Genomic DNA, 19905 nt, shown 5'->3' on the forward strand with positions numbered 1-19905 from the left:
GCGCCGGCCCGATGGGCCGGGGTGCAGGATGCCCCCGCGCTGTGCCGCCGCATCCGCTTTCCGTTCCAAATCGACCGACTCCCGGCCTTCTCGTTCACGCTATCGCTGATGACGGAGGTGACCGGAGATGAAGACTGCGCTCGTCCTGGTTCTGGTCGCCGTCGGCTCGGTGGTGTTCCACCTGCTGAGCCCGTGGTGGTGGACCCCGATCGCCTCGAACTGGCACTACATCGACGGCACGATCGAGATCACCTTCTGGATCACCGGCGTGGTGTTCACCGCGATCGTGCTGTTCACCGCCTACTGCGTCTGGCGCTTCCGCCACCGCGAGGGCAACACCGCCGACTACAAGCCGGAGAACAAGCGGCTGGAGGGCTGGCTGACCATCGCCACCGCGGTCGGCGTGGCGGCGATGCTGGCGCCGGGGCTGGTGGTCTGGGCCCAGTTCGTCACCGTCCCGGCCGACGCCACCGAGGTCGAGGTGGTGGGCCAGCAATGGCAATGGACCTACCGGCTGCCCGGCAAGGACGGCAAGCTCGGCACCGCCTCGACCCAGGCGATCACGCCGGAGAACCCGCTCGGCGTCCATGCCGACGACCCGACCGGCCAGGACGACGTGCTGATCCAGGGCGGCGAACTGCACCTGCCGATCGACAAGCCGGTCAAGGTCCTGCTGCGCGCGGTCGACGTGCTGCACGATTTCTACGTGCCGCAGTTCCGGGCGAAGATGGACATGATCCCGGGCTCGGTCACCTATTACTGGTTCACGCCGACCCGCACCGGCAGCTTCGAGGTGCTGTGCGCCGAGCTGTGCGGCACCGGCCATCCCTACATGCGCGGCATCGTCATCGTCGACGCCCAAGCCGATTACGACGCCTGGCTGGCGCAGCAGGCCACCTTCGGCCAGGTCTCGGCGCTGCCCGGGCCGGCCGACCGCGAGGTGGCCGCCGCGAAGTAGTTCCGGCCCCGGGAAGGGGAGGGGCCGCGAGGAGGGAGCATCATTCGGCCGGGACGATCCCCGTCGAGCCCGGCCGGGAGGAAGCAGGAGGACACGCCCATGGTGGACGTCATCCGCGAGCCTGTCGAACCGGTCCCGCCGCTCGAAGTGCCGGATGTCGACCTGTACCATCCGAAGAGCTGGCTCACGACCTGGGTGTTCTCGCAGGACGCCAAGGTCATTGCCGTGCAGTATGCCGGCACGGCGCTGGCGATCGGCTTCGTCGCCCTGGTGCTGTCCTGGATGATGCGGCTGCAGCTGGCCTTCCCGGACGACTTCGCCTTCATCGACGCCACCGGCTACTACCAGTTCATCACCATGCACGGCATGATCATGGTGATCTACCTGCTGACGGCGCTGTTCCTGGGCGGCTTCGGCAACTACCTGATCCCGCTGATGCTGGGCGCGCGGGACATGGTGTTCCCCTATGTCAACATGCTCAGCTACTGGATCTACCTGCTGGCGGTGCTGGTGCTGGTGGCCAGCTTCTTCGCCCCCGGCGGGCCGACCGGGGCCGGCTGGACCCTGTACCCGCCGCAGGCGATCCTGTCCGGCACGCCGGGCGGCCGCGAATGGGGCATCCTCTTGATGCTCGGCTCGCTGATCCTGTTCATCATCGGCTTCACCATGGGCGGGCTGAACTACGTCGTCACCGTGCTGCAGGCGCGGGCGCGGGGGATGACGCTGATGCGGATGCCGCTGACGGTGTGGGGCATCTTCACCGCCACGGTCATGGCCCTGCTGGCCTTCCCGGCGCTGTTCGTCGCCTGCGTGATGATGCTGATCGACCGGCTGCTGGGCACCAGCTTCTTCATGCCGGCCCTGGTCGAGATGGGCGAGCAGCTGAAATACGGCGGCGGCAGCCCGATCCTGTTCCAGCACCTGTTCTGGTTCTTCGGCCATCCCGAGGTCTACATCGTCGCCCTGCCGGCCTTCGGCATCGTCTCCGACCTGATCAGCACCCACGCCCGCAAGAACATCTTCGGCTACCGCATGATGGTGTGGGCCATCGTCGGCATCGGCGCGCTGAGCTTCATCGTCTGGGCGCACCACATGTATGTCAGCGGCATGAACCCGTATTTCGGGTTCTTCTTCGCCACCACGACGCTGATCATCGCCATCCCGACGGCGATCAAGGTCTACAACTGGGTGCTGACCCTGTGGCGCGGGGACATCCACCTGACGCCGCCGATGCTGTTCGCCCTCGCCTTCATCGTCACCTTCGTCAATGGCGGGCTGACCGGGCTGTTCCTCGGCAATGTCGTGGTCGACGTGCCGCTGTCCGACACCATGTTCGTGGTCGCCCATTTCCACATGGTGATGGGGGTGGCGCCGATCTTCGTGGTGTTCGGCGCGATCTACCACTGGTACCCGAAGATCACCGGCCGGATGCTGGACGACACGATGGCCAAGATCCATTTCTGGGTCAGCTTCGTCGGCGCCTACGCGATCTTCTTCCCGATGCATTATCTCGGGTTGATCGGCGTGCCGCGGCGCTATTTCGAGCTCGGCGAGACCGCCTTCGTGCCGCCCTCGGCCCATGACCTCAACATCTTCATCACCGCCGCGGCGCTGACCGTCGGCGCGGCCCAGCTCCTGTTCCTGTTCAACCTGATCTGGAGCCTGCGCTACGGCCGCGAGGCCGGCGGCAACCCGTGGCGGGCGACGACGCTGGAATGGCAGACGCCGACCACCCCGCCGCCGCACGGCAATTGGGGCAAAGAGCTGCCGGTGGTCTATCGCTGGGCCTATGACTACAGCGTCCCGGGCGCTGCGCAGGACTTCCTGCCGCAGAACCAGCCCGGCGCCGTGCACCACGGCTGAGGGCGCGGCGATGGTCATCGTCACCCTGTTCATGCTGGTGGTCGGGGGCTTCGCCCTGCTGTGGCTGGCCCGCCAGGGGCTGATGACCAAGCCCTGGCTGGAGGAGAGCACGGTCGGCAACGTGCCGGCCAGCGGCGCCTCGCTGCGGCCGACGGCGTTGATCGGGCTGGGCGTGTTCCTGGTCGTCGCCGGCGCGCTGTTCGCCCTGCTGGTCAGCGCCTATTCGATGCGCATGGAGATGCCGGACTGGCGCGCGCTGCCGGTGCCGCTGCTGCTGTGGATCAACACCGCGGCCCTGGCCGCCGCCAGCGTCGGGCTGCAATGCGCCCACGGCGCCGCCCGGCGCGGCGACCTGGCTGACACCCGCACCGGCCTCCTGGCCGGCGGCGCGGCGTCGCTGGTGTTCGTGGTCGGGCAGCTGCTGGCCTGGCAGCAGCTGCACATGCTGGGCTATTTCCTGGCCAGCAACCCGGCCAATTCCTTCTTCTACCTGGTCACCGCGGTGCATGGCGTGCATGTGCTGGGCGGCCTGGTGGCCCTGGGCCGCACCGGCGCCCGGGCCTGGCGCGGCGCCGATCCCGACAAGCTGCGCCTGAGCGTCCAGCTGTGCACGCTGTACTGGCATTTCCTGCTGCTGGTCTGGCTGATCCTGCTCGCCCTGCTGACCGGCTGGGCGGACCGTTTCGCCGAGATCTGCCGCCAGTTGCTGACCTAGGGGATACCGATGGCCGAAACCCATATCGCCGGATCGATCGACCGCGCCAAGGGATGGCAGGGCGTCGCCTCCGACTGGTCGTCCGACCAGCGCGCCTTCAAGAGCGCGTCCTGGGGCAAGGCGATGATGTGGATCTTCCTGCTCAGCGACACCTTCGTGTTCGGCTGCTTCCTGCTGTCCTACATGACGGTGCGGATGTCGACCGCCGAGACCTGGCCGAACCCGAGCGAGGTGTTCGCCCTGACCATTGGCGGCGAGTCGATCCCGCTGATCCTGATCGCGATCATGACCTTCGTGCTGATCAGCAGCAGCGGCACCATGGCCATGGCGGTCAATTACGGCTATCGCCGCGACCGGGTGAAGACGGCGGTGCTGATGCTGGTGACCGCGGCCTTCGGCGCCACCTTCGTCGGCATGCAGGCCTTCGAATGGACCAAGCTGATCCATGAAGGGGTGCGGCCCTGGGGCAACCCCTGGGGCGCGCCGCAATTCGGCTCGGCCTTCTTCATGATCACCGGCTTCCACGGCACCCACGTCACCATCGGCGTGATCTTCCTGATCGCCATGGCCCGCAAGGTGCTGCGCGGCGACTTCGACACCGGCCGGCGCGGCTTCTTCACCAGCCGGCGGGGCAATTACGAGATCGTCGAGATCACCGGCCTGTACTGGCACTTCGTCGATCTGGTCTGGGTGTTCATCTTCGCGCTGTTCTACCTGTGGTGAGGGACATGGCACACGCCGCGCATATCGACGAAGGGCACGGGCAGTCGCAACCCGTCGCCCATGCCGAGGGCCAGCAGCACCCGATCAGGCTGTACCTGGTGGTCTGGGGCTGGCTGTTCGTGCTCAGCGCCTGCTCCTACCTGGTCGACTATTTCGCCCTGCAGGGCCTGCTGCGCTGGAGCCTGATCCTGATCTTCATGATGCTGAAGGCAGGGCTGATCGTTGCCGTGTTCATGCATATGAAGTGGGAGCGGCTGGCCCTGGTCTACGCCATCACGGTGCCACCGGTGGCGCTCCTGGTGTTCGTCGCCATCATGGTGGCCGAGTCCGACTACACCCTGCTGACCCGGATGCTGTTCCTGGGCGGGCGGTAGGGGTGTCACTGCCTGGCGGCGTTCTCCAGACCTCCGCTACTTGCTCCGAGCCGCAATTTCTGCTCTCCCCCTCCCCCCGCGGGAGGGGGTAGGGGGAGGGGGTGTCGATCAAAGAGCCGGCATGGGATTATCCAGGACCGCTGTGACGTTGCTGTGGTCCTTCGACTTCGGTCCCGGCGGCGCCAAACCCCTCCCCCTACCCCCTCCCGCAAGGGGAGGGGGAGTATAAGAAATAGGTTGAGGCGCTCAGCCTTTGATCACCCCGTCGGCGATCTCCCGGATCAGCTCCGGCAGCACCTCGAAGGCGTAGGGGCGGTGGATGCGCTCCAGCGGCGTGTGGTAGTCGCGGCCCCAGGGGCCGGCATTGACGATCGGGATCTGCGCCAGGGCCGGGCCGTCGGGCCAGGGCAGGCCGGCGCCCCAGGCCGGGGTGTCGGCGGCGATGGCCGCGACCGCGCCCTCGTCGCCCCTGCCGAGGAAGCTCATGTCGGAGATGCCGGGGAACCAGGGCTCGAGCCCGATCGTGGTGCCGTGCCGCGCCGCGACCTTCGCCGCGGCCTCGCGCGTCGCCCGCTCCAGCCGCTGCCCGGCCTCGTCATCGCCCAGCGACACCGGCAGATAGGGCATCGAGGCCAGGCCCAGCACCACCGCCGGGCCGCTGCGGCCGCTGAGAGCCCACAGCGCCTCGGTGATCCGCCGGCACTGCTCCGGCAGGTCCAGCCCGGTCGCCGCCGCCTCGGCTGCCACCGCGGCCAGCGCCGCTTCGGCCTCGGGCGAGCGCGCCAGCACCTCGCGCCGCAACTCGGCGAAGCGCAGCACCGGCACGTCCGGCACATCGGCCCCGCCGCGCTGGCGCAGCTGCGCCGCGACCCCGGCGGCCGCGTCTTCGATCAGCCGGGCCAGCGGCGCCAGCACATCCTCCGGCCCGCGCCGGTACCGCGCGGTGTTCCAGAACATCCAGACCGTGCCGGGAGTGGTGACGTCGTAGCCGGCCTTGCCGTCCTTCATGCCCAGCAGCGTCGCCGGGGTGCCGGAGGCGTTGCCCAGGCTCTCGGTCAGCTCCGGTGCCCATTCCGCCGCGGCGGCGACGGCGCCGGCCAGGGCGGCGGCGCTGACCCCGCGGATGGTGTCGGCGGCATGGGCGGCGCGGCCGATCACCAGCGCGCTCGGCAGCAGCTTGCCGACGCTGCCCAGCGCCACCGACCGGCCGAAACGGCCGTCGCCGGTGTCGCCCAGGCAGTCGAGATTGATCGCGGCGTCGAGGCTCAGTCCCAGCCGCTCGGCCAGGCCGGGCAAAGCGCGGGCGGCGCTGCGGGCGCCGGCGGAGTTGACCTCCTCGTCCGGCACGGCGAGGAACAGCAGGTTGCCCTCGCGCTCCGGCTCCGCGGCCGCCGCCTCCAGCACGGCCAGGCCGGCGGCGAGCCCGCCCTTCATGTCGAGCAGCCCGCGCCCGGGCAGGAAGTCCGGGCCCGACAGGTCGGCCAGGGCCAGTTGCTCGGCCTCGCTGCGCGCGTCGCGCCGCAGCCGGGCCAGCAGGGCCTCCTTCAACTGCTCCGGCTCGGTCGCCAGATTCTGCAGGTCGCCGTAATCGGCCACCGTCACCGTGTCGAAATGGCCGGTCAGCACCACGGTGCGGTGGCCGCGTCCGCGCAGCAGCGCGGCGACGCTGGCGCGGCCCAGCCGGTCGCCGGCCGGGATGGTCCAGACATCGTCCGGCCGGTCGCGGAAGGCCGGGCTGGCGCGCAGCAGGCCGCACAGCGTCTCGGCATAGGCCACCTCGTCCGGCGTGCCGGTGACGCTGGGGATGCGGGTGAGGGTCAGCGCCCAGTGCTCGGCGCGGGCGGCCATATCGGTCATCGTCGGACGGGCCTCAGCTCTTGCCGGCGAAGGCGTTGAAGGTGATCAGCGTCATCGTGTCCTTGATGTGTGGCAGGGCATGGATGCGGCTGTTGACGAAGCGGCCGACATCGACGTCCTCCGGCAGGTAGCATTTGATCATCAGGTCGAACTGGCCGGAGATCGAATAGATCTCCGACACCTCCTCGATCTCGTCCACCGCATGCTCGGCCGTGTCATAGGCGTGGCCCAGCTCGCATTTCACCATGATGAAGATCGGACGCATCAAGCGGCCTCCGTGACTCGGGGTTCGGGCCGATCCTAGCCCGGCGGCGGCGGCAGGTCATGCGGGATGGTCCTACGGCGAGATGGTTCCCCGACCACAATTCTGGCACAGTTTCATAAAATAATATGCGCCCCGCTGCCCATTGTTGAGCGAAACCTCGGCCATGCATTGGTCCCCTGGAGAGGATCCGGCCGCCACAGAAGAGTGTCGAACTAACAATACTTCCTCTTGGCCTGATGAAATGCGGCAGGCCCAAGAGCAAAAAAACCGTCACGAGCAATAGAGAACCATCTGGTCGCGATCTCGGATCGCAGCCGTTTGGCACAGTTCGGTCGTAAGAAATTGCCGATGTGACATTGAACAGGAGGGGGAAATCATGGCTACAGTCACCTATTCATGGGCCCTTGACGTTTTCGGTTTCGTCTTGAACAGCGGCGCGAGCGGAAGCCAGGCGGATGTCGCCATCACCGCGACCGCCGACGGGGGGTATCTGGGAGCCTGGAGCGTCGGCAGCGGCTTTGTCCGGGGCCGATACGTCGATGCCGACGGCACGCCGGGCGCCGAAGACTTCCTCAACACCACGACGCTCAACAACCAGTTCGATGCCAGCATGGCGCTGCTGGGCAACGGCCACAATGTCGTGAGCTTCACCGACGACAGCTCGGGCACCGATACGATCCGGATCCGCATCCTCGGCGACGGCGCGCCGGCCTCGGACTTCGCGGTGCCGGCCAACCCCAAGCCGCAGCGGGAATCCGACGTCACGGCGCTGGGTTCCGACGGCTTCGCCGTGGCCTACACCGTCGACTTCGGTTCCGGCGACACCGATGTCCGGGTTCAGCGGTACAACGCGGACGGAACCCTGGACGGCGGTGCGCTCATCGTCGACAACAGCGTCGCCCTCGCCACCGACCATGCCTCGATCACCGGCCTCGCCTCCGGCGGCTTCGTCGTGGCCTGGGAGCAGTCCGCGACTGCCGGCGGCGCCCATTCCGTCTGGTTCCAGCTCTACGACGCATCGGGCGCTCGCGTGACGGTTCCGGGCGATGTGCTCAACAGCCACCACCTGATCGACGACACCGGCTCGATCAACCAGGACATCCAGGTCGCCGCGCTGCAGGATGGCGGCTTCGTCGTCGCCTATGTCGACAACGGCTGGGACGTCACCGACGGCACCGAGATCACGGCGCGCGTCTACAATGCCGACGGAACGGTGCGCAGCGGCTATCTGCTGGTCAACGACGACGTCACGGGTGATCAACTGCGTCCGACGGTGACCGTCCTGTCCAACGGCTTCTTCGTGGTCGGCTGGCAAGACGGCGGCGTTTTCTACTATCAGGCCTACGACCCGAGTGGCGCCGCCGCCGGCGCCAACTACGCGGCCGGCAATGGCGTCATCGAAGGCGAGATCATAGGCTTGGCCGGCGGCTTCGTGGCCGGCGTGAGTGAGAATATCCAAACCGACGGCGACGGCAGTTCGGTTCGCAGCTCGATCCACGCGCTGATCCGCACCACCACCGGGACGGTGGAGGACGAGACCCTGACCGGCAATGCCCTGCGCGACGTCATCAAGGGCTTGGGCGGCAACGACACGCTCAATGGTGACGCCGGCAACGACACGCTTGAAGGCGCCCTCGGCGACGACATCCTCCGCGGTGGCGCCGGGGCCGACGCGCTCGACGGCGGCCTCTATACCGATACCGCCAGCTACTACACCAGTACGGCCGGGGTCACGGTCGATCTCGCCGCCGGCATCGGCAGCGGCGGCGATGCCGAGGGCGACACGCTGACCGGGATCGAGAACCTCTCCGGCAGCAATCTGGGCAATGACACGCTTGCCGGCGATGCCGGCGCCAACACGCTGCAGGGCTGGGGCGGCGACGACGTGCTCCGCGGCGCCGCCGGGGCGGATGTGCTGGAGGGCGGCGCCGGCATCGACACCGCCAGCTGGTACACCAGCGCGGCCGGTGTCACGGTCGACCTCGCCGCCGGCACCGCCAGCGGCGGCGATGCCGCGGGCGACACGCTGACCGGGATCGAGAACCTCTCCGGCAGCAACCTCGGCAACGACACGCTCACCGGCAACGGCGGCACCAACAAGCTGCAGGGCTGGGGCGGCGACGATGTGCTCCGCGGCGGGGCAGGGGCCGACGTGCTGGACGGCGGCGCCGGCACCGACACCGCCAGCTATTACACCAATGCTGTCGGGGTCGCGGTCGATCTCGCCACCAGCGACACGCTGAGCAGCATCGAGAACCTCTCCGGCAGCAACCTGGGCAATGACACCCTCGCCGGCGATATCGGCGCCAACAAGCTGCAGGGCTGGGGCGGCGACGATGTGCTCCGCGGCGGGGCCGGGGCCGACACGCTCGAAGGCGGCGCCGGCATCGACACGGCCAGCTACTACACCGGCATGGTCGGGATCTCGGCCAGCCTCGCCACCGGCCTCGGCAGCGGCGGCGACGCCGCGGGCGACACACTGGCCGGCATCGAGAACCTCTCCGGCAGCCAGGGCAGCGACGTGCTGGAAGGAAATGCCGGCGCCAATGTGCTGCAGGGCTGGAACAGCGACGACATCCTCTCCGGCAGGGGCGGTAAGGATACGCTGACCGGCGGGGCCGGGGCGGACCGCTTCACCTTCGCCGCTCCCGGCGACAGCGTGGTCGGGGCCAATGCCGACGTCGTCACCGATTTCAGCCATGCCCAGGACGACGAGATCGACCTGATTGCCATGGACGCCAACAGCGGCGCCGACGGCAACCAGGCGTTCAGCTTCATCGGTGCCAACCTCTACAGCGGCGTCGCCGGCCAGCTGCGCTTCTCCATCGCCAATGGCGTCACCACGGTCGCCGGCGACGTCGACGGCGACGCGGTCTCCGACTTCCACATCACCCTGACCGGCAGCATCAATCTCGTCGCCGCCGACTTCGTGCTCTGAACCGGCTCGGTCGCCCTGGTCGGCACCGTGCCCAGACCAGGGCGATGGAGTCTGCCCGGAGAACCAGACAAGCTATCCCTGTTCGGCTGATGCGGCCGGGGCGGTCAAGGGCGAAACTGGCATCGGGCGCGCCGCCGCATCTGCAGCAGGGAAGGGCGATCATGGCCGTCGTCAACGGAAGCGCAGGAAACGATGTGATCCATGTCGCCGGCGACGGGGTGATCGTCCCGCCCGGCTACACCGACATGCCCCAGGCGACGGCTTCCGACGACGTGGTGAGCGGTCTCGGCGGCACCGACCTTCTGGTCGGCGGCGACGGAAGCGACATCCTGGTAGGGGGCGCCGGCGCAGACACGCTCCTCGCGAGATGGCTCGGCGGCCATAATTCTGGCACACTTTCCTAAAATAACATGCGCCCTGCTGCCCATTGCCGAGTGAATCCCGGCCATGCGTTGATCCCTGGAAGATCCGGCGGCCGGAGAAGAGTGTCTGGATAACAATATTCTCTCTTGGTCCGATTGGAATGCGGCGGGATCAAGGGAAAAAAGCCGCCACGAGCAACAGAGAACCACCTCGGCTGTGATCTCGCATCGCGGCCGTCTGGCGCAGTTCGGTCACAAGCCTTTGCCGCCCTGAAATTTGAAGAAGAGGGGGGACCATGGCTACAATTTCCTACTCATGGGCATCCGTCGTGCCCCACTTTATCCTGAACGGTCAGACGCTCGGCAGTCAGTCGGACGTCGCCATCGCCGCGACCGCCGATGGGGGCTATCTGGGGGCCTGGAGCATCAGCAGCGCCCTTGTCCGGGGCCGATACGTCGATGCCGACGGCACGCCGGGCGCAGAACATGACCTCAACACCACGCTGACAGGCAACCAGTTCGACGCCAGCATGACGCTGCTGGGCAACGGCCACAACGTCGTGACCTTTACCGACAGCAGTTCGGGCACCGATACGGTTCGGGTCCGCATCCTCGGCGACGGCGCCCCGTTCCTGGATTTCGCGGTGCCTGCCGATGCAAAGCCTCTGCGGGAATCCGACGTCGCGGCGCTGGGGTCCGGCGGCTTCGCCGTGGCCTACACCCGCGACTACGGGGCCGGCGACACCGATCTCCTGGTCCAGCGATACGAGGTGGATGGAGACGAGGCCGGCGGGCCGATCGTCGTCGACGGCAAGTTCGGCGTCGCCACCGACCATGCCTCGATCGCCGGCCTCGCCTCGGGCGGCTTCGTCGTGGCCTGGGAGCAGTCCGCGGCCGCCGGCGGCGACCATTCCGTCTGGTTCCAGCTCTACAACGCATCGGGCGTTCCCGTGACCGCTGCGGGCGACCCGCCTGGCAGCCATCACCTGATCGACGGCGCCGGCTCGATCAACCAGGACATCCAGGTCGCCGCCCTGCAGGATGGCGGCTTCGTCGTCGCCTATATCGACAACGGCTGGGTCGGTGCCGACGGCACCGAGATCACAGCGCGCGTCTACAATGCCGACGGATCGGCGCGCAGCGGCTTTATCCGGGTCAACGCCGACATCGCGGGCGATCAACTGGATCCGACGGTGACTGTCCTGTCCAACGGCTTCTTCGTGGTCGGCTGGAGCGACAACGGCATTTTCTACTATCAGGCCTACGACCCGAATGGCGCTGCCGTCGGCGCCAAGTACTTTGTCAACAATGGCGTCTACGAAGGCGAGATCCTGGGCCTGGCCGGCGGCGTCGTGGTCAACGTGTGTGAGAGCGCCCACTCCGACGGCGATGGCACCTCGATCGAAACCTCGATCGACGCGCTGATCCGCACCACCACCGGGACGGAGGGCAGCGAGACCCTGGCTGGCGACGGCCTGCGCGACCAGATGGACGGCGGCGGCGACAACGACATCCTCGACGGGCTTGGCGCAGACGATTATCTGCTCGGCGGCGCGGGCGACGATGTGCTCCGCGGCGGTGCAGGAGGCGATGTGCTCGACGGCAGCACCGGCACCGATACCGCCAGCTACTTCACCAGTGCCGGCGCGGTGACGGTCGACCTCGCCGCCGGCACCGGCAGCGGCGGTGACGCCGCGGGCGATACGCTGAGCGGCATCGAGAACCTCTCCGGCAGCAACATCGGTGACGATGTCCTCGCCGGCAATGCCGGCGCCAATGTGCTGCAGGGCTGGGGCGGCGGCGACGTGCTCCGCGGCGGCGGCGGGGCCGACACGCTCGAAGGCGGCGCCGGCATCGACACGGCCAGCTACTACACCAGTGCCGCCGGGGTCACGGTCGACCTCGCCACCGGCACGGCCAGCGGCGGCGACGCCGCGGGTGACACCCTGACCGGGATCGAGAACCTCTCCGGCAGCAACCTGGGCAACGACATCCTCGCCGGCAATGGCGGGGCCAACACGCTGCAGGGCTGGGGCGGCGATGACGTTCTCCGCGGCGGGGCGGGGGCCGATGTGCTCGAGGGCGGGGCCGGCATCGACACCGCCAGCTGGTACACCAGTGCGGCCGGGGTCACGGTCGACCTCGCCGCCGGCACTAGCAGCGGCGGCGATGCCGCAGGCGACACGCTGAGCGGGATCGAGAACCTCTCCGGCAGCAACCTGGGCGGCGACGTCCTCTCCGGCAACGGCGGCGCCAACAAGCTGCAGGGCTGGGGCGGCGATGATACGCTCCGCGGCGGCGCCGGGGCCGACGCGCTCGAGGGCGGGGCCGGCATCGACACCGCCAGCTACTACACCGGCGCGGCCGGCGTCACGGTCGACCTCGCAGCCAACACCGCCAGCGGCGGCGATGCCGCGGGCGACACGCTGGCCGGCATCGAGAACCTCTCCGGCAGCAACCTGGGCGGGGACATGCTTACCGGCAGCGCCGGGGCCAATGTGCTGCAAGGCTGGGGCGGCAACGACACCCTTGTCGGCGGTGCCGGCAAGGATACGCTGGCCGGCGGTATCGGAGCCGACACTATCGTCTTCACCGCCCTCGGCGACAGCGTGGTCGGAGCCAATGCCGACGTCGTCACCGATTTCAGCCACGCCCAGGACGACGAGATCGACCTGAGTGTCATGGACGCCGACACTGGCGTCGACGGCAACCAGGCGTTCAGCTTCATCGGCGCTAACCTCTACAGCGGCGTCGCCGGCCAGCTGCGCTTCTCCATCGCCAACGGCGTGACCACCATCGCCGGCGACGTCGACGGCGACGCGGTCTCGGATTTCCACATCACCCTGACCGGCAGCATCAATCTCGTCGCCGCCGACTTCGTGCTCTGAACCGGCTCCATCGCCCTGGTCGGCACCGTGCCCAGACCAGGGCGATGGAGTCTGCCCGGAGAACCAGACAAGCTATCCGCAATCCCGCAGGCAGGCATCCCCTGTTCGGCTGATGCGGCCGGGGCGATCAAGGGCGAAACTGGCAGCGGGCGCGCCCCCTTGAAACAGGACGTCAATCATGGCCGTCGTCAACGGAACCGCGGGAAACGATGTGATCCATGTCGCCGGCGACGGGGTGATCGTCCCGCCCGGCTACACCGACATGCCCCAGGCGACGGCTTCCGACGACGTGGTGAGCGGTCTCGGCGGCACCGACCTTCTTGTCGGCGGCGGCGGAAGCGATCTGCTCGACGGCGGCGACGGCAGCGACATCCTGGTAGGGGGCGCCGGCGCGGACACGCTCCTCGGCGGCGCCGGCATCGACACCATCCGTTATGACGGCTCCCAGGCGGTCTCCATCAACCTTGTCAACGCTCGCGGCGCTAACGGCGACGTCATCTCCGGTGTCGAGAACGTCGAGGGCACCGGCTTCGACGACAGTGTGTACGGATCCGCGGCGTCCAACACGATCGGTGGCGCCGATGGCGGCGACTATCTCCTCGGCGGCGGGGGAGGTGACTCGCTCCGTGGGGACGCCGGCGGCGACTATCTCGGCGGTGAGGACGGCAATGATGTCCTCACCGGCGGCGATGGTGACGATGCTCTGGAGGGCGGCGCCGGGGCGGATCGGCTCGATGGCGGCCTCGGCACGGACGACATCGAATACCGCTACAGCCCTTCTGCCGTCACCGTGGATCTCGGCAGGGGCCTCGGCAGCGGCGGCCACACCCAGGGCGATGTGGTCTCCGGCATCGAGGACGTCGCGGGCTCGAGAAACCATGGCGATACCCTCATCGGCTCGGCCGTATCCAACCTTCTCCACGGGAATGGAGGAAACGACATCCTCAGCGGCCTCGGCGGCAACGATGGCCTCTATGGCGGAGGCGACAACGACATCCTTCGCGGCGGCGCCGGGGCCGACATCCTGAACGGCGACGTCGGGATCGATCTCGTCAGCTACTATGGCGCCACCGCCGCTCTGAGAATCGATCTGTCGGGCGGCGTGGGCTCTGGCGGCGACGCCGCAGGCGACACCTATACCGCGATCGAGAACGTCAACGGCGGCCTTGCCGGCGACCAGATCTACGGCACGGCAGCGGCCAATACTCTCAATGGCTTTGAAGGCAACGACCGGCTTTTCGGGTATGACGGCGACGACGCGCTGCTCGGCGGTATCGGCGACGATGCCCTGCAGGGCAGTGCCGGGGCGGATCGTCTCGACGGCAGCGCCGGCATCGATACCATCTACTACTACGGTACCGCCGGGGTGGCGGTCGACCTGAGCACCGGCCTCTGCAGCGGCGGCCAGGCCCAGGGCGACGTGATCTCCGGCATCGAGAACATCCAGGGTACGACCTCCTTTGCCGATAATCTCGTCGGTTCGTCCGTGGCCAACCGGTTCGATGGCATCGGAGGAAACGACGTCCTCAGCGGCCTCGGCGGTTCCGACACGCTGATCGGCGACGACGGTGACGACACGCTCCGCGGCGGCGATGGCGACGACTTCCTTCATGTCGGCCCGGGCACGGATGTGATGGATGGCGGCGCCGGCCGCGACACCATGGTGTTCACCCATGCCATGGTGGCCGACTGGCAGTCGGGCGCGCTCGATGCCGACATCGGCGGCGATCCCTGGTACAATTGGGAAGCGATCCAGGGCTCGTCCGGCGACGACCGGATCCGCACCAACAGCTGGGGCTTCGCGGTCGAGCTGCGCGGCGGCGCCGGCAACGACGTGCTTCGCGGCGGCGCCGGGGCGGATGCGCTGGTCGGCGCCGCCGGCCTCGACACCGCCAGCTACTACACCGGCACGACCGGAGTCCTGGTCAGCCTGGCCAGCGGCAACGCCAGCGGCGGCGAGGCGCAGGGCGACACCCTGTCCGGCATCGAGAACCTCTCCGGCAGCCAGGGCAGCGACAGCCTCTACGGCAACGCCGGCGCCAATGTGCTGCAGGGCTGGAACGGCGGCGACTCCCTCGTCGGCGGCGCCGGCAAGGACACCCTCACCGGCGGCGCCGGGGGCGACCGCTATTACTTCACCGCCCTCGCCGACAGCGTGGTCGGCGCCAATGCCGACGTCATCACCGATTTCAGCCATGCCCAGGGCGACCGCATCGACCTGGCGGCGATCGACGCCAGGTTCACGGTCGCCAACAACCAGGCCTTCAGCTTCATCGGCACCGCCGCCTTCACCGGCGTCGCCGGCCAGCTTCATTATTGGCACGATTCCGGCCGGACCATCGTCTCCGGCGACGTCAACGGCAACCGCACGGCCGACTTCAACATCGTCCTGACCGGCACGATCAATCTCGTCGCCGCCGATTTCGTGCTCTGAAACGGCCCGGCCGTCCTGGTCGGGCTCGTGCCCGGCCAGGCGCGGTCCGGCAGCCTCTGTGGGGAAAGCCGGACAAATTATTCCCACTCCGGCAGGCGCGCATCCCCCATTCAGACGACGCCTTGTCGCCGGTTCCGGGCGAGACTGCCGGCGGCATCGGGCCCCCCTTGAAACAGGAGGTCAATCATGGCTGTCGTCAACGGAACCGCGGGAAGCGATGTGATCCATGTCGCCGGCGACGGGGTGGCCGTCCCCTCCGGCTTCACCGACATGCCTCAGGCGACGGGTGGCGGCGACACGCTGAACGGTCTCGGCGGCTCCGACATCCTCTACGGCGGCGGCGGCGACGACCTTGTCGACGGCGGCGACGGCGACGATACCCTGGTCGGGGGCGCCGGCCGGGACACGCTCTTCGGCGGCGCCGGCACCGACATGATCGGCTATGGCGGCGCCGCCGCGGTTCAGATCGATCTCGCCAGCGGCAGCTGCCATGGCGGCGACGCCGAAGGCGATGTGATCTCCGGCATCGAGAACATCCAGGGCACCGCCCGCTACGGCGACACCCTCACCGGCTCGGCGGTGGCCAACCAGCTCTACGGCGAGGGTGGGAACGATATCCTCAACGGCCTCGATGGCGACGACACGCTCGTCGGCGGCGACGGCAACGACGTGCTCCGCGGCGGCGCCGGGGCGGACCGGATCGTCGGCGGCGCCGGCATCGATCTCGTCAGCTTCTACGGTACGGACCGCACGGTGGACGTGTCCCTGTCGTCCGGCCAAGGCTACCAAGGCGACGCCGAAGGCGATAGCTTTGCCGGCATCGAAAATGTCAACGGCGGCGGCGGCTGGGACCATATCGACGGCAATGCCGTCGCCAACGTCCTGAACGGTTACGACGGCAACGACGTCCTTACCGGTCGAGAAGGCAACGATACGCTCCTCGGCGGCATCGGCGACGATATTCTGACCGGCGGTGCCGGGGCGGATCAACTGGTCGGCGGCGCCGGCATCGACACCGCTGCCTATGGGGGCAGCATCGCCGGCGTGATTGTGAACCTAGCCACGCTGACCGCCTCGGGCGGCCATGCTCAGGGGGATGTGATCGGAGCCGACATCGAGGCGGTGGAAGGCTCGGCTTACGCCGACATCCTCACCGGCTCGGCCGTCGCCAACAGTCTCTCCGGCGGGGTCGGCAACGACATTCTTCGCGGCGGCGCCGGTGCCGACGCGATCGACGGCGGCGACGGCGTCGACCTCCTCACCTTCTACGGCGCCGCAGCAGCGGTGCTGCTCGATCTGGGTGGCGCCCCGGGCCAGGGATTCGGCGGTGATGCCGAAGGCGATACCTACTGGCGCATCGAGAACGTCAACGGCGGCAAGGCCGGAGACTACATTCGCGGCAGCGGCGGCGACAATATCCTGAACGGCTACGAGGGCAACGACGAGCTCCAGGGTCATGACGGCGATGACACGCTCCTCGGCGGCGCTGGCGATGACCTGCTGCAGGGTGACGCGGGGGCGGACCGGCTCGACGGCGGTGCCGGCATCGACACCATCGCCTTCGATATCAATGCGGGGGTGACGGTCGATCTTGGCACCGGCCTGTGCAGCGGCGGCCATGCCGAAGGCGACGTGATCTCCAGCATCGAGAACATCGAGGGGACGTTGTCCTATGGCGACACCCTGACCGGGTCGTCCGGAACCAACCGGCTCGACGGGCGGGGCGGGAACGACGTCCTCAGCGGCCTCGGCGGCGCCGACACGCTGATCGGCGGTGCGGGAGATGACACGCTCCGCGGCGGCGATGGCGACGACTTCCTCCATGTCGGCGCCGGCACGGATGTGATGGATGGCGGCGCCGGCCGCGACACCATGGTGTTCACCCGCGCCATGGTGGCCGACTGGCAGTCGGGCGCGCTCGACGCCGACATCAGCGGCGATCCCTGGTACAATTGGGAAGTGATCCAGGGCTCGTCCGGCGACGACAGGATCCGCACCAACAGCTGGGGCTTCGCGGTCGAGCTGCGCGGCGGCGCCGGCGACGATGTGCTCGCCACCGGCGTGACCGGGGGCGTCGGCGACACGCTGTCGGGCGAGGCCGGCAACGATCAGCTCACCGGCGGCATCGGCAACGACGTGCTCCGCGGCGGCGCCGGGGCGGATGCGCTGGTCGGCGGCGCCGGCCTCGACACCGCCAGCTACTACGGCGGCACGACCGGAGTCCTGGTCAGCCTGGTCAGCGGCAACGCCAGCGGCGGCGAGGCGCAGGGCGACACCCTGTCCGGCATCGAGAACCTCTCCGGCAGCCAGGGCAATGACAGCTTTTTCGGCAATGCCGGCGCCAATGTGCTGCAGGGCTGGAACGGCAGCGACTCCCTCGTCGGCGGGACCGGCAAGGACACCCTCACCGGCGGCGCCGGGGGCGACCGCTATTACTTCACCACCCTCGCCGACAGCGTGGTCGGGGCCAATGCCGACCGGATCACCGATTTCAGCCATGCCCAGGGCGACCGCATCGACCTGGCGGCGATCGACGCCAGGTTCACGGTCGCCAACAACCAGGCCTTCAGCTTCATCGGCACCGCCGCCTTCACCGGCGTCGCCGGCCAGCTTCATTATTGGCACGATTCCGGCCGGACCATCGTCTCCGGCGACGTCAACGGCAACCGCACGGCCGACTTCAACATCGTCCTGACCGGCACCATCGTCCTGGTCGCCGCCGACTTCGTGCTTTAGCCGGCCCGATCCGGCGCCGGGCCGCGGACGGTGCGGCGCCAGACCAGCGGCGCCGGGATCGTCAGCCGCAGCGGCGCCGTGCCCTCCGCGGACTCCAGCGCCGCCATCACCGCGTCGCCGGTGGCGTCGACCGACTGGTCGAAGGTGGTCAGGTCGTAGGCCGTCCAGCCGGCCTGCTCGGTGTTGTCGAAGCCGATGACGCAGAGGTCGTCCGGCACGCGCAGGCCCAGATCGTGGCGCGCGGCGTCGAGGAAGCCGAAGGCGACCAGGTCGCTGATGCAGAAGGCCGCGTCCGGCCGGTCCGGCCGCAGCAGCAGATCGTGCGCCGCGGCCCGGCCGGTGGCGTAGACGGTGCGGCCGCCGCGCCAGACCGCCGGCTCGATCCCCTCGGCCCGGGCGGCGGCGACGAAGCTGGCCTCGCGCGCCAGCAGGGCGGGGGTGCCCTGGGCCGAGGTGACCAGGCACAGCCGCCGGCAGCCGGCACGGCGGAACGCGGCCACCGCCACCCGGCCGGGCAGGGCGCTGTCGATGGCGATGTTGTCCGGCCCCTCGATCCGGTCGTCGCGGTTGATCAGCACCACCCGCTGCCCGGCGGCGATGCACAGCCGGGTGATGTCCTCCGACGGCGTGCCGGACAGCACGATGGTGGCGTCGGCGCGGTAGTTCAGGATCTGCCGCAGCGCCGATTGGGCGTCGGCGTCGCCGCGGCCGCTGGTGCCGATCAGCATGGCGACGCGGCCGCTGTGCTGCAGCCGGTCGGTCAAGGCCCCGACCATCCGCGACCGCAGCGGCGTCTCCAGGTCGGAGGCGACGATGCAGACGATCCGGCTCGACTGCCGGGTCAGGCCGCGGGCCAGGTGGTTGACGTGGTAGCCCAGCGCCTCCGCCGCCTGCAGCACCCGCTGCCGGGTCTCGGCCGAGACGCTGGCGCCCGGGGTGAAGGTGCGCGAGACGGCGGAGCGGGACACGCCCGCCTGTTCGGCCACCTGCTGGGCGCTGGCGAAGCTGCGGCGACGGGTCACGACGGAACAGACCTGCTGGTGAGGGACCGCCCGTCCCCAGGCGGCGAAACAGCCGATGATATGCACAGCCGTGCAGTTGGCAAGCACTACTGCTGGTCTGGCATGGCCATTCAGGGGCTATGGATGGTTGACAGGCCGGCTCTTTCATGTCGAGCTTGCACAGCCGTGCAAGCAGCGGGGCACATGGCGCGGACGGGCCCGATCCGGTCGCGTCATGGACAGCCCGAGGCGGTTGTGTGGCGGAAGGAACATTCGGGCGCCGTGATCGCGGCGCAGGATCCCGCGAGGACCGTTGGGAGGCGGTTCCGGGGGAAGCGGACAGGGGGCGAAGATGGGTCAGGCGCTCGGACGGGATCGGCTGGAGGCTCTCGCGGGGGAACTGCGGGAGCGGCGGTCGCGCATGCAGTTCAGCTCGCGCACGGCGAAGCTGATCGACAGCGGCGTGCCGAAGATGGCGCAGAAGCTGGTCGAGGAGGCGGCCGAGGTGGCGATCGACGCCGTCCGGGGCGAACGCCAGGCCGTGATCGAGGAGGCCGCCGACCTGATGTTCAACCTGACGGTGCTGCTGACCGAGCTCGACATCGGTCCCTGCGAGGTCTGGGACGAGATGGACCGCCGCCAGAAGCTGTACGGCATCGCCGAGAAGCTGCCGAAGGACCGGTAGCCGGTCCGACGGCGCTCCGTCTTCCTCTGGTTCTGCGATAGGGCCGCGGGGGCGGGCCCCCCCCCCGCCCCCCCATTTTAAACAAAAAAAAACCCCGGCCCCCCCC

General features: G+C 68.8%; 14 protein-coding genes. 11 read left to right on the forward strand and 3 right to left on the reverse strand.

Going from position 1 to position 19905, the window contains the following annotated elements; all coding sequences use genetic code 11:
• Nucleotides 1-127 precede the first annotated feature (127 nt).
• The 5 genes from AAHM41_RS18515 (at nucleotide 128) to AAHM41_RS18535 (ending at nucleotide 4633) form a co-directional block, all read left to right on the forward strand.
• On the forward strand, nucleotides 128-958 hold the full coding sequence (locus AAHM41_RS18515) for a cytochrome c oxidase subunit II (protein WP_342238044.1): 831 nt from the start codon (nucleotides 128-130) through the stop codon (nucleotides 956-958).
• Nucleotides 959-1057: 99 nt separating this feature from the next.
• Nucleotides 1058-2821: a cytochrome c oxidase subunit I gene (gene ctaD / locus AAHM41_RS18520; RefSeq protein WP_342238045.1), complete on the forward strand. Its 1764-nt coding sequence runs from the start codon at nucleotides 1058-1060 to the stop codon at nucleotides 2819-2821.
• A 10-nt stretch (nucleotides 2822-2831) separates the two neighbouring features.
• A complete protein-coding gene (locus AAHM41_RS18525) occupies nucleotides 2832-3536 on the forward strand; it encodes a cytochrome c oxidase subunit 3 (RefSeq protein ID WP_342238046.1) in 705 nt (234 codons plus the stop codon).
• Between the two features lie 9 nt (nucleotides 3537-3545).
• A complete protein-coding gene (locus AAHM41_RS18530; RefSeq protein ID WP_342238047.1) occupies nucleotides 3546-4259 on the forward strand; it encodes a heme-copper oxidase subunit III family protein in 714 nt (237 codons plus the stop codon).
• Between the two features lie 5 nt (nucleotides 4260-4264).
• Entirely contained in the window at nucleotides 4265-4633 is a 369-nt protein-coding gene (locus tag AAHM41_RS18535; RefSeq protein WP_342238048.1) for a cytochrome C oxidase subunit IV family protein, read from the forward strand.
• Between the two features lie 246 nt (nucleotides 4634-4879).
• Here the strand turns inward: AAHM41_RS18535 and AAHM41_RS18540 are convergent, their stop codons facing one another.
• The gene (locus AAHM41_RS18540) at nucleotides 4880-6490 is read right to left on the reverse strand and encodes a M20/M25/M40 family metallo-hydrolase (RefSeq protein WP_342238049.1); all 1611 of its coding nucleotides are present in this window, start codon (nucleotides 6488-6490) and stop codon (nucleotides 4880-4882) included.
• Between the two features lie 13 nt (nucleotides 6491-6503).
• The gene (locus tag AAHM41_RS18545) at nucleotides 6504-6755 is read right to left on the reverse strand and encodes an Lrp/AsnC ligand binding domain-containing protein (RefSeq protein ID WP_225766729.1); all 252 of its coding nucleotides are present in this window, start codon (nucleotides 6753-6755) and stop codon (nucleotides 6504-6506) included.
• A gap of 376 nt (nucleotides 6756-7131) precedes the next feature.
• Here AAHM41_RS18545 and AAHM41_RS18550 point away from each other — a divergent pair, with 376 nt between their 5' ends.
• From AAHM41_RS18550 to AAHM41_RS18570, 5 genes are all read left to right on the forward strand, one after another.
• On the forward strand, nucleotides 7132-9693 hold the full coding sequence (locus AAHM41_RS18550; RefSeq protein ID WP_342238050.1) for a calcium-binding protein: 2562 nt from the start codon (nucleotides 7132-7134) through the stop codon (nucleotides 9691-9693).
• A gap of 161 nt (nucleotides 9694-9854) precedes the next feature.
• Nucleotides 9855-10097: a hypothetical protein gene (locus tag AAHM41_RS18555; RefSeq protein WP_342238051.1), complete on the forward strand. Its 243-nt coding sequence runs from the start codon at nucleotides 9855-9857 to the stop codon at nucleotides 10095-10097.
• Between the two features lie 287 nt (nucleotides 10098-10384).
• Complete coding sequence (locus AAHM41_RS18560) at nucleotides 10385-12943, forward strand: beta strand repeat-containing protein (RefSeq protein WP_342238052.1); 2559 nt, start codon at nucleotides 10385-10387, stop codon at nucleotides 12941-12943.
• Nucleotides 12944-13121: 178 nt separating this feature from the next.
• Entirely contained in the window at nucleotides 13122-15377 is a 2256-nt protein-coding gene (locus AAHM41_RS18565; protein ID WP_342238053.1) for a calcium-binding protein, read from the forward strand.
• A 186-nt stretch (nucleotides 15378-15563) separates the two neighbouring features.
• On the forward strand, nucleotides 15564-18113 hold the full coding sequence (locus AAHM41_RS18570) for a calcium-binding protein (RefSeq protein WP_342238054.1): 2550 nt from the start codon (nucleotides 15564-15566) through the stop codon (nucleotides 18111-18113).
• Here the strand turns inward: AAHM41_RS18570 and AAHM41_RS18575 are convergent.
• Nucleotides 18110-19135: a LacI family DNA-binding transcriptional regulator gene (locus tag AAHM41_RS18575; RefSeq protein WP_342238055.1), complete on the reverse strand. Its 1026-nt coding sequence runs from the start codon at nucleotides 19133-19135 to the stop codon at nucleotides 18110-18112. The two genes, AAHM41_RS18570 and AAHM41_RS18575, sit on opposite strands and share 4 nt — an antisense overlap.
• 331 nt (nucleotides 19136-19466) lie before the next feature.
• Between AAHM41_RS18575 and hisE the strand changes: the two genes are divergently transcribed.
• Nucleotides 19467-19799 (forward strand): phosphoribosyl-ATP diphosphatase, encoded by a 333-nt coding sequence (gene hisE / locus AAHM41_RS18580; protein WP_342238056.1) that lies wholly within the window; start codon nucleotides 19467-19469, stop codon nucleotides 19797-19799.
• The last annotated feature ends 106 nt before the right edge of the window (nucleotides 19800-19905 follow it).

Source organism: Inquilinus sp. OTU3971, assembly GCF_038440215.1.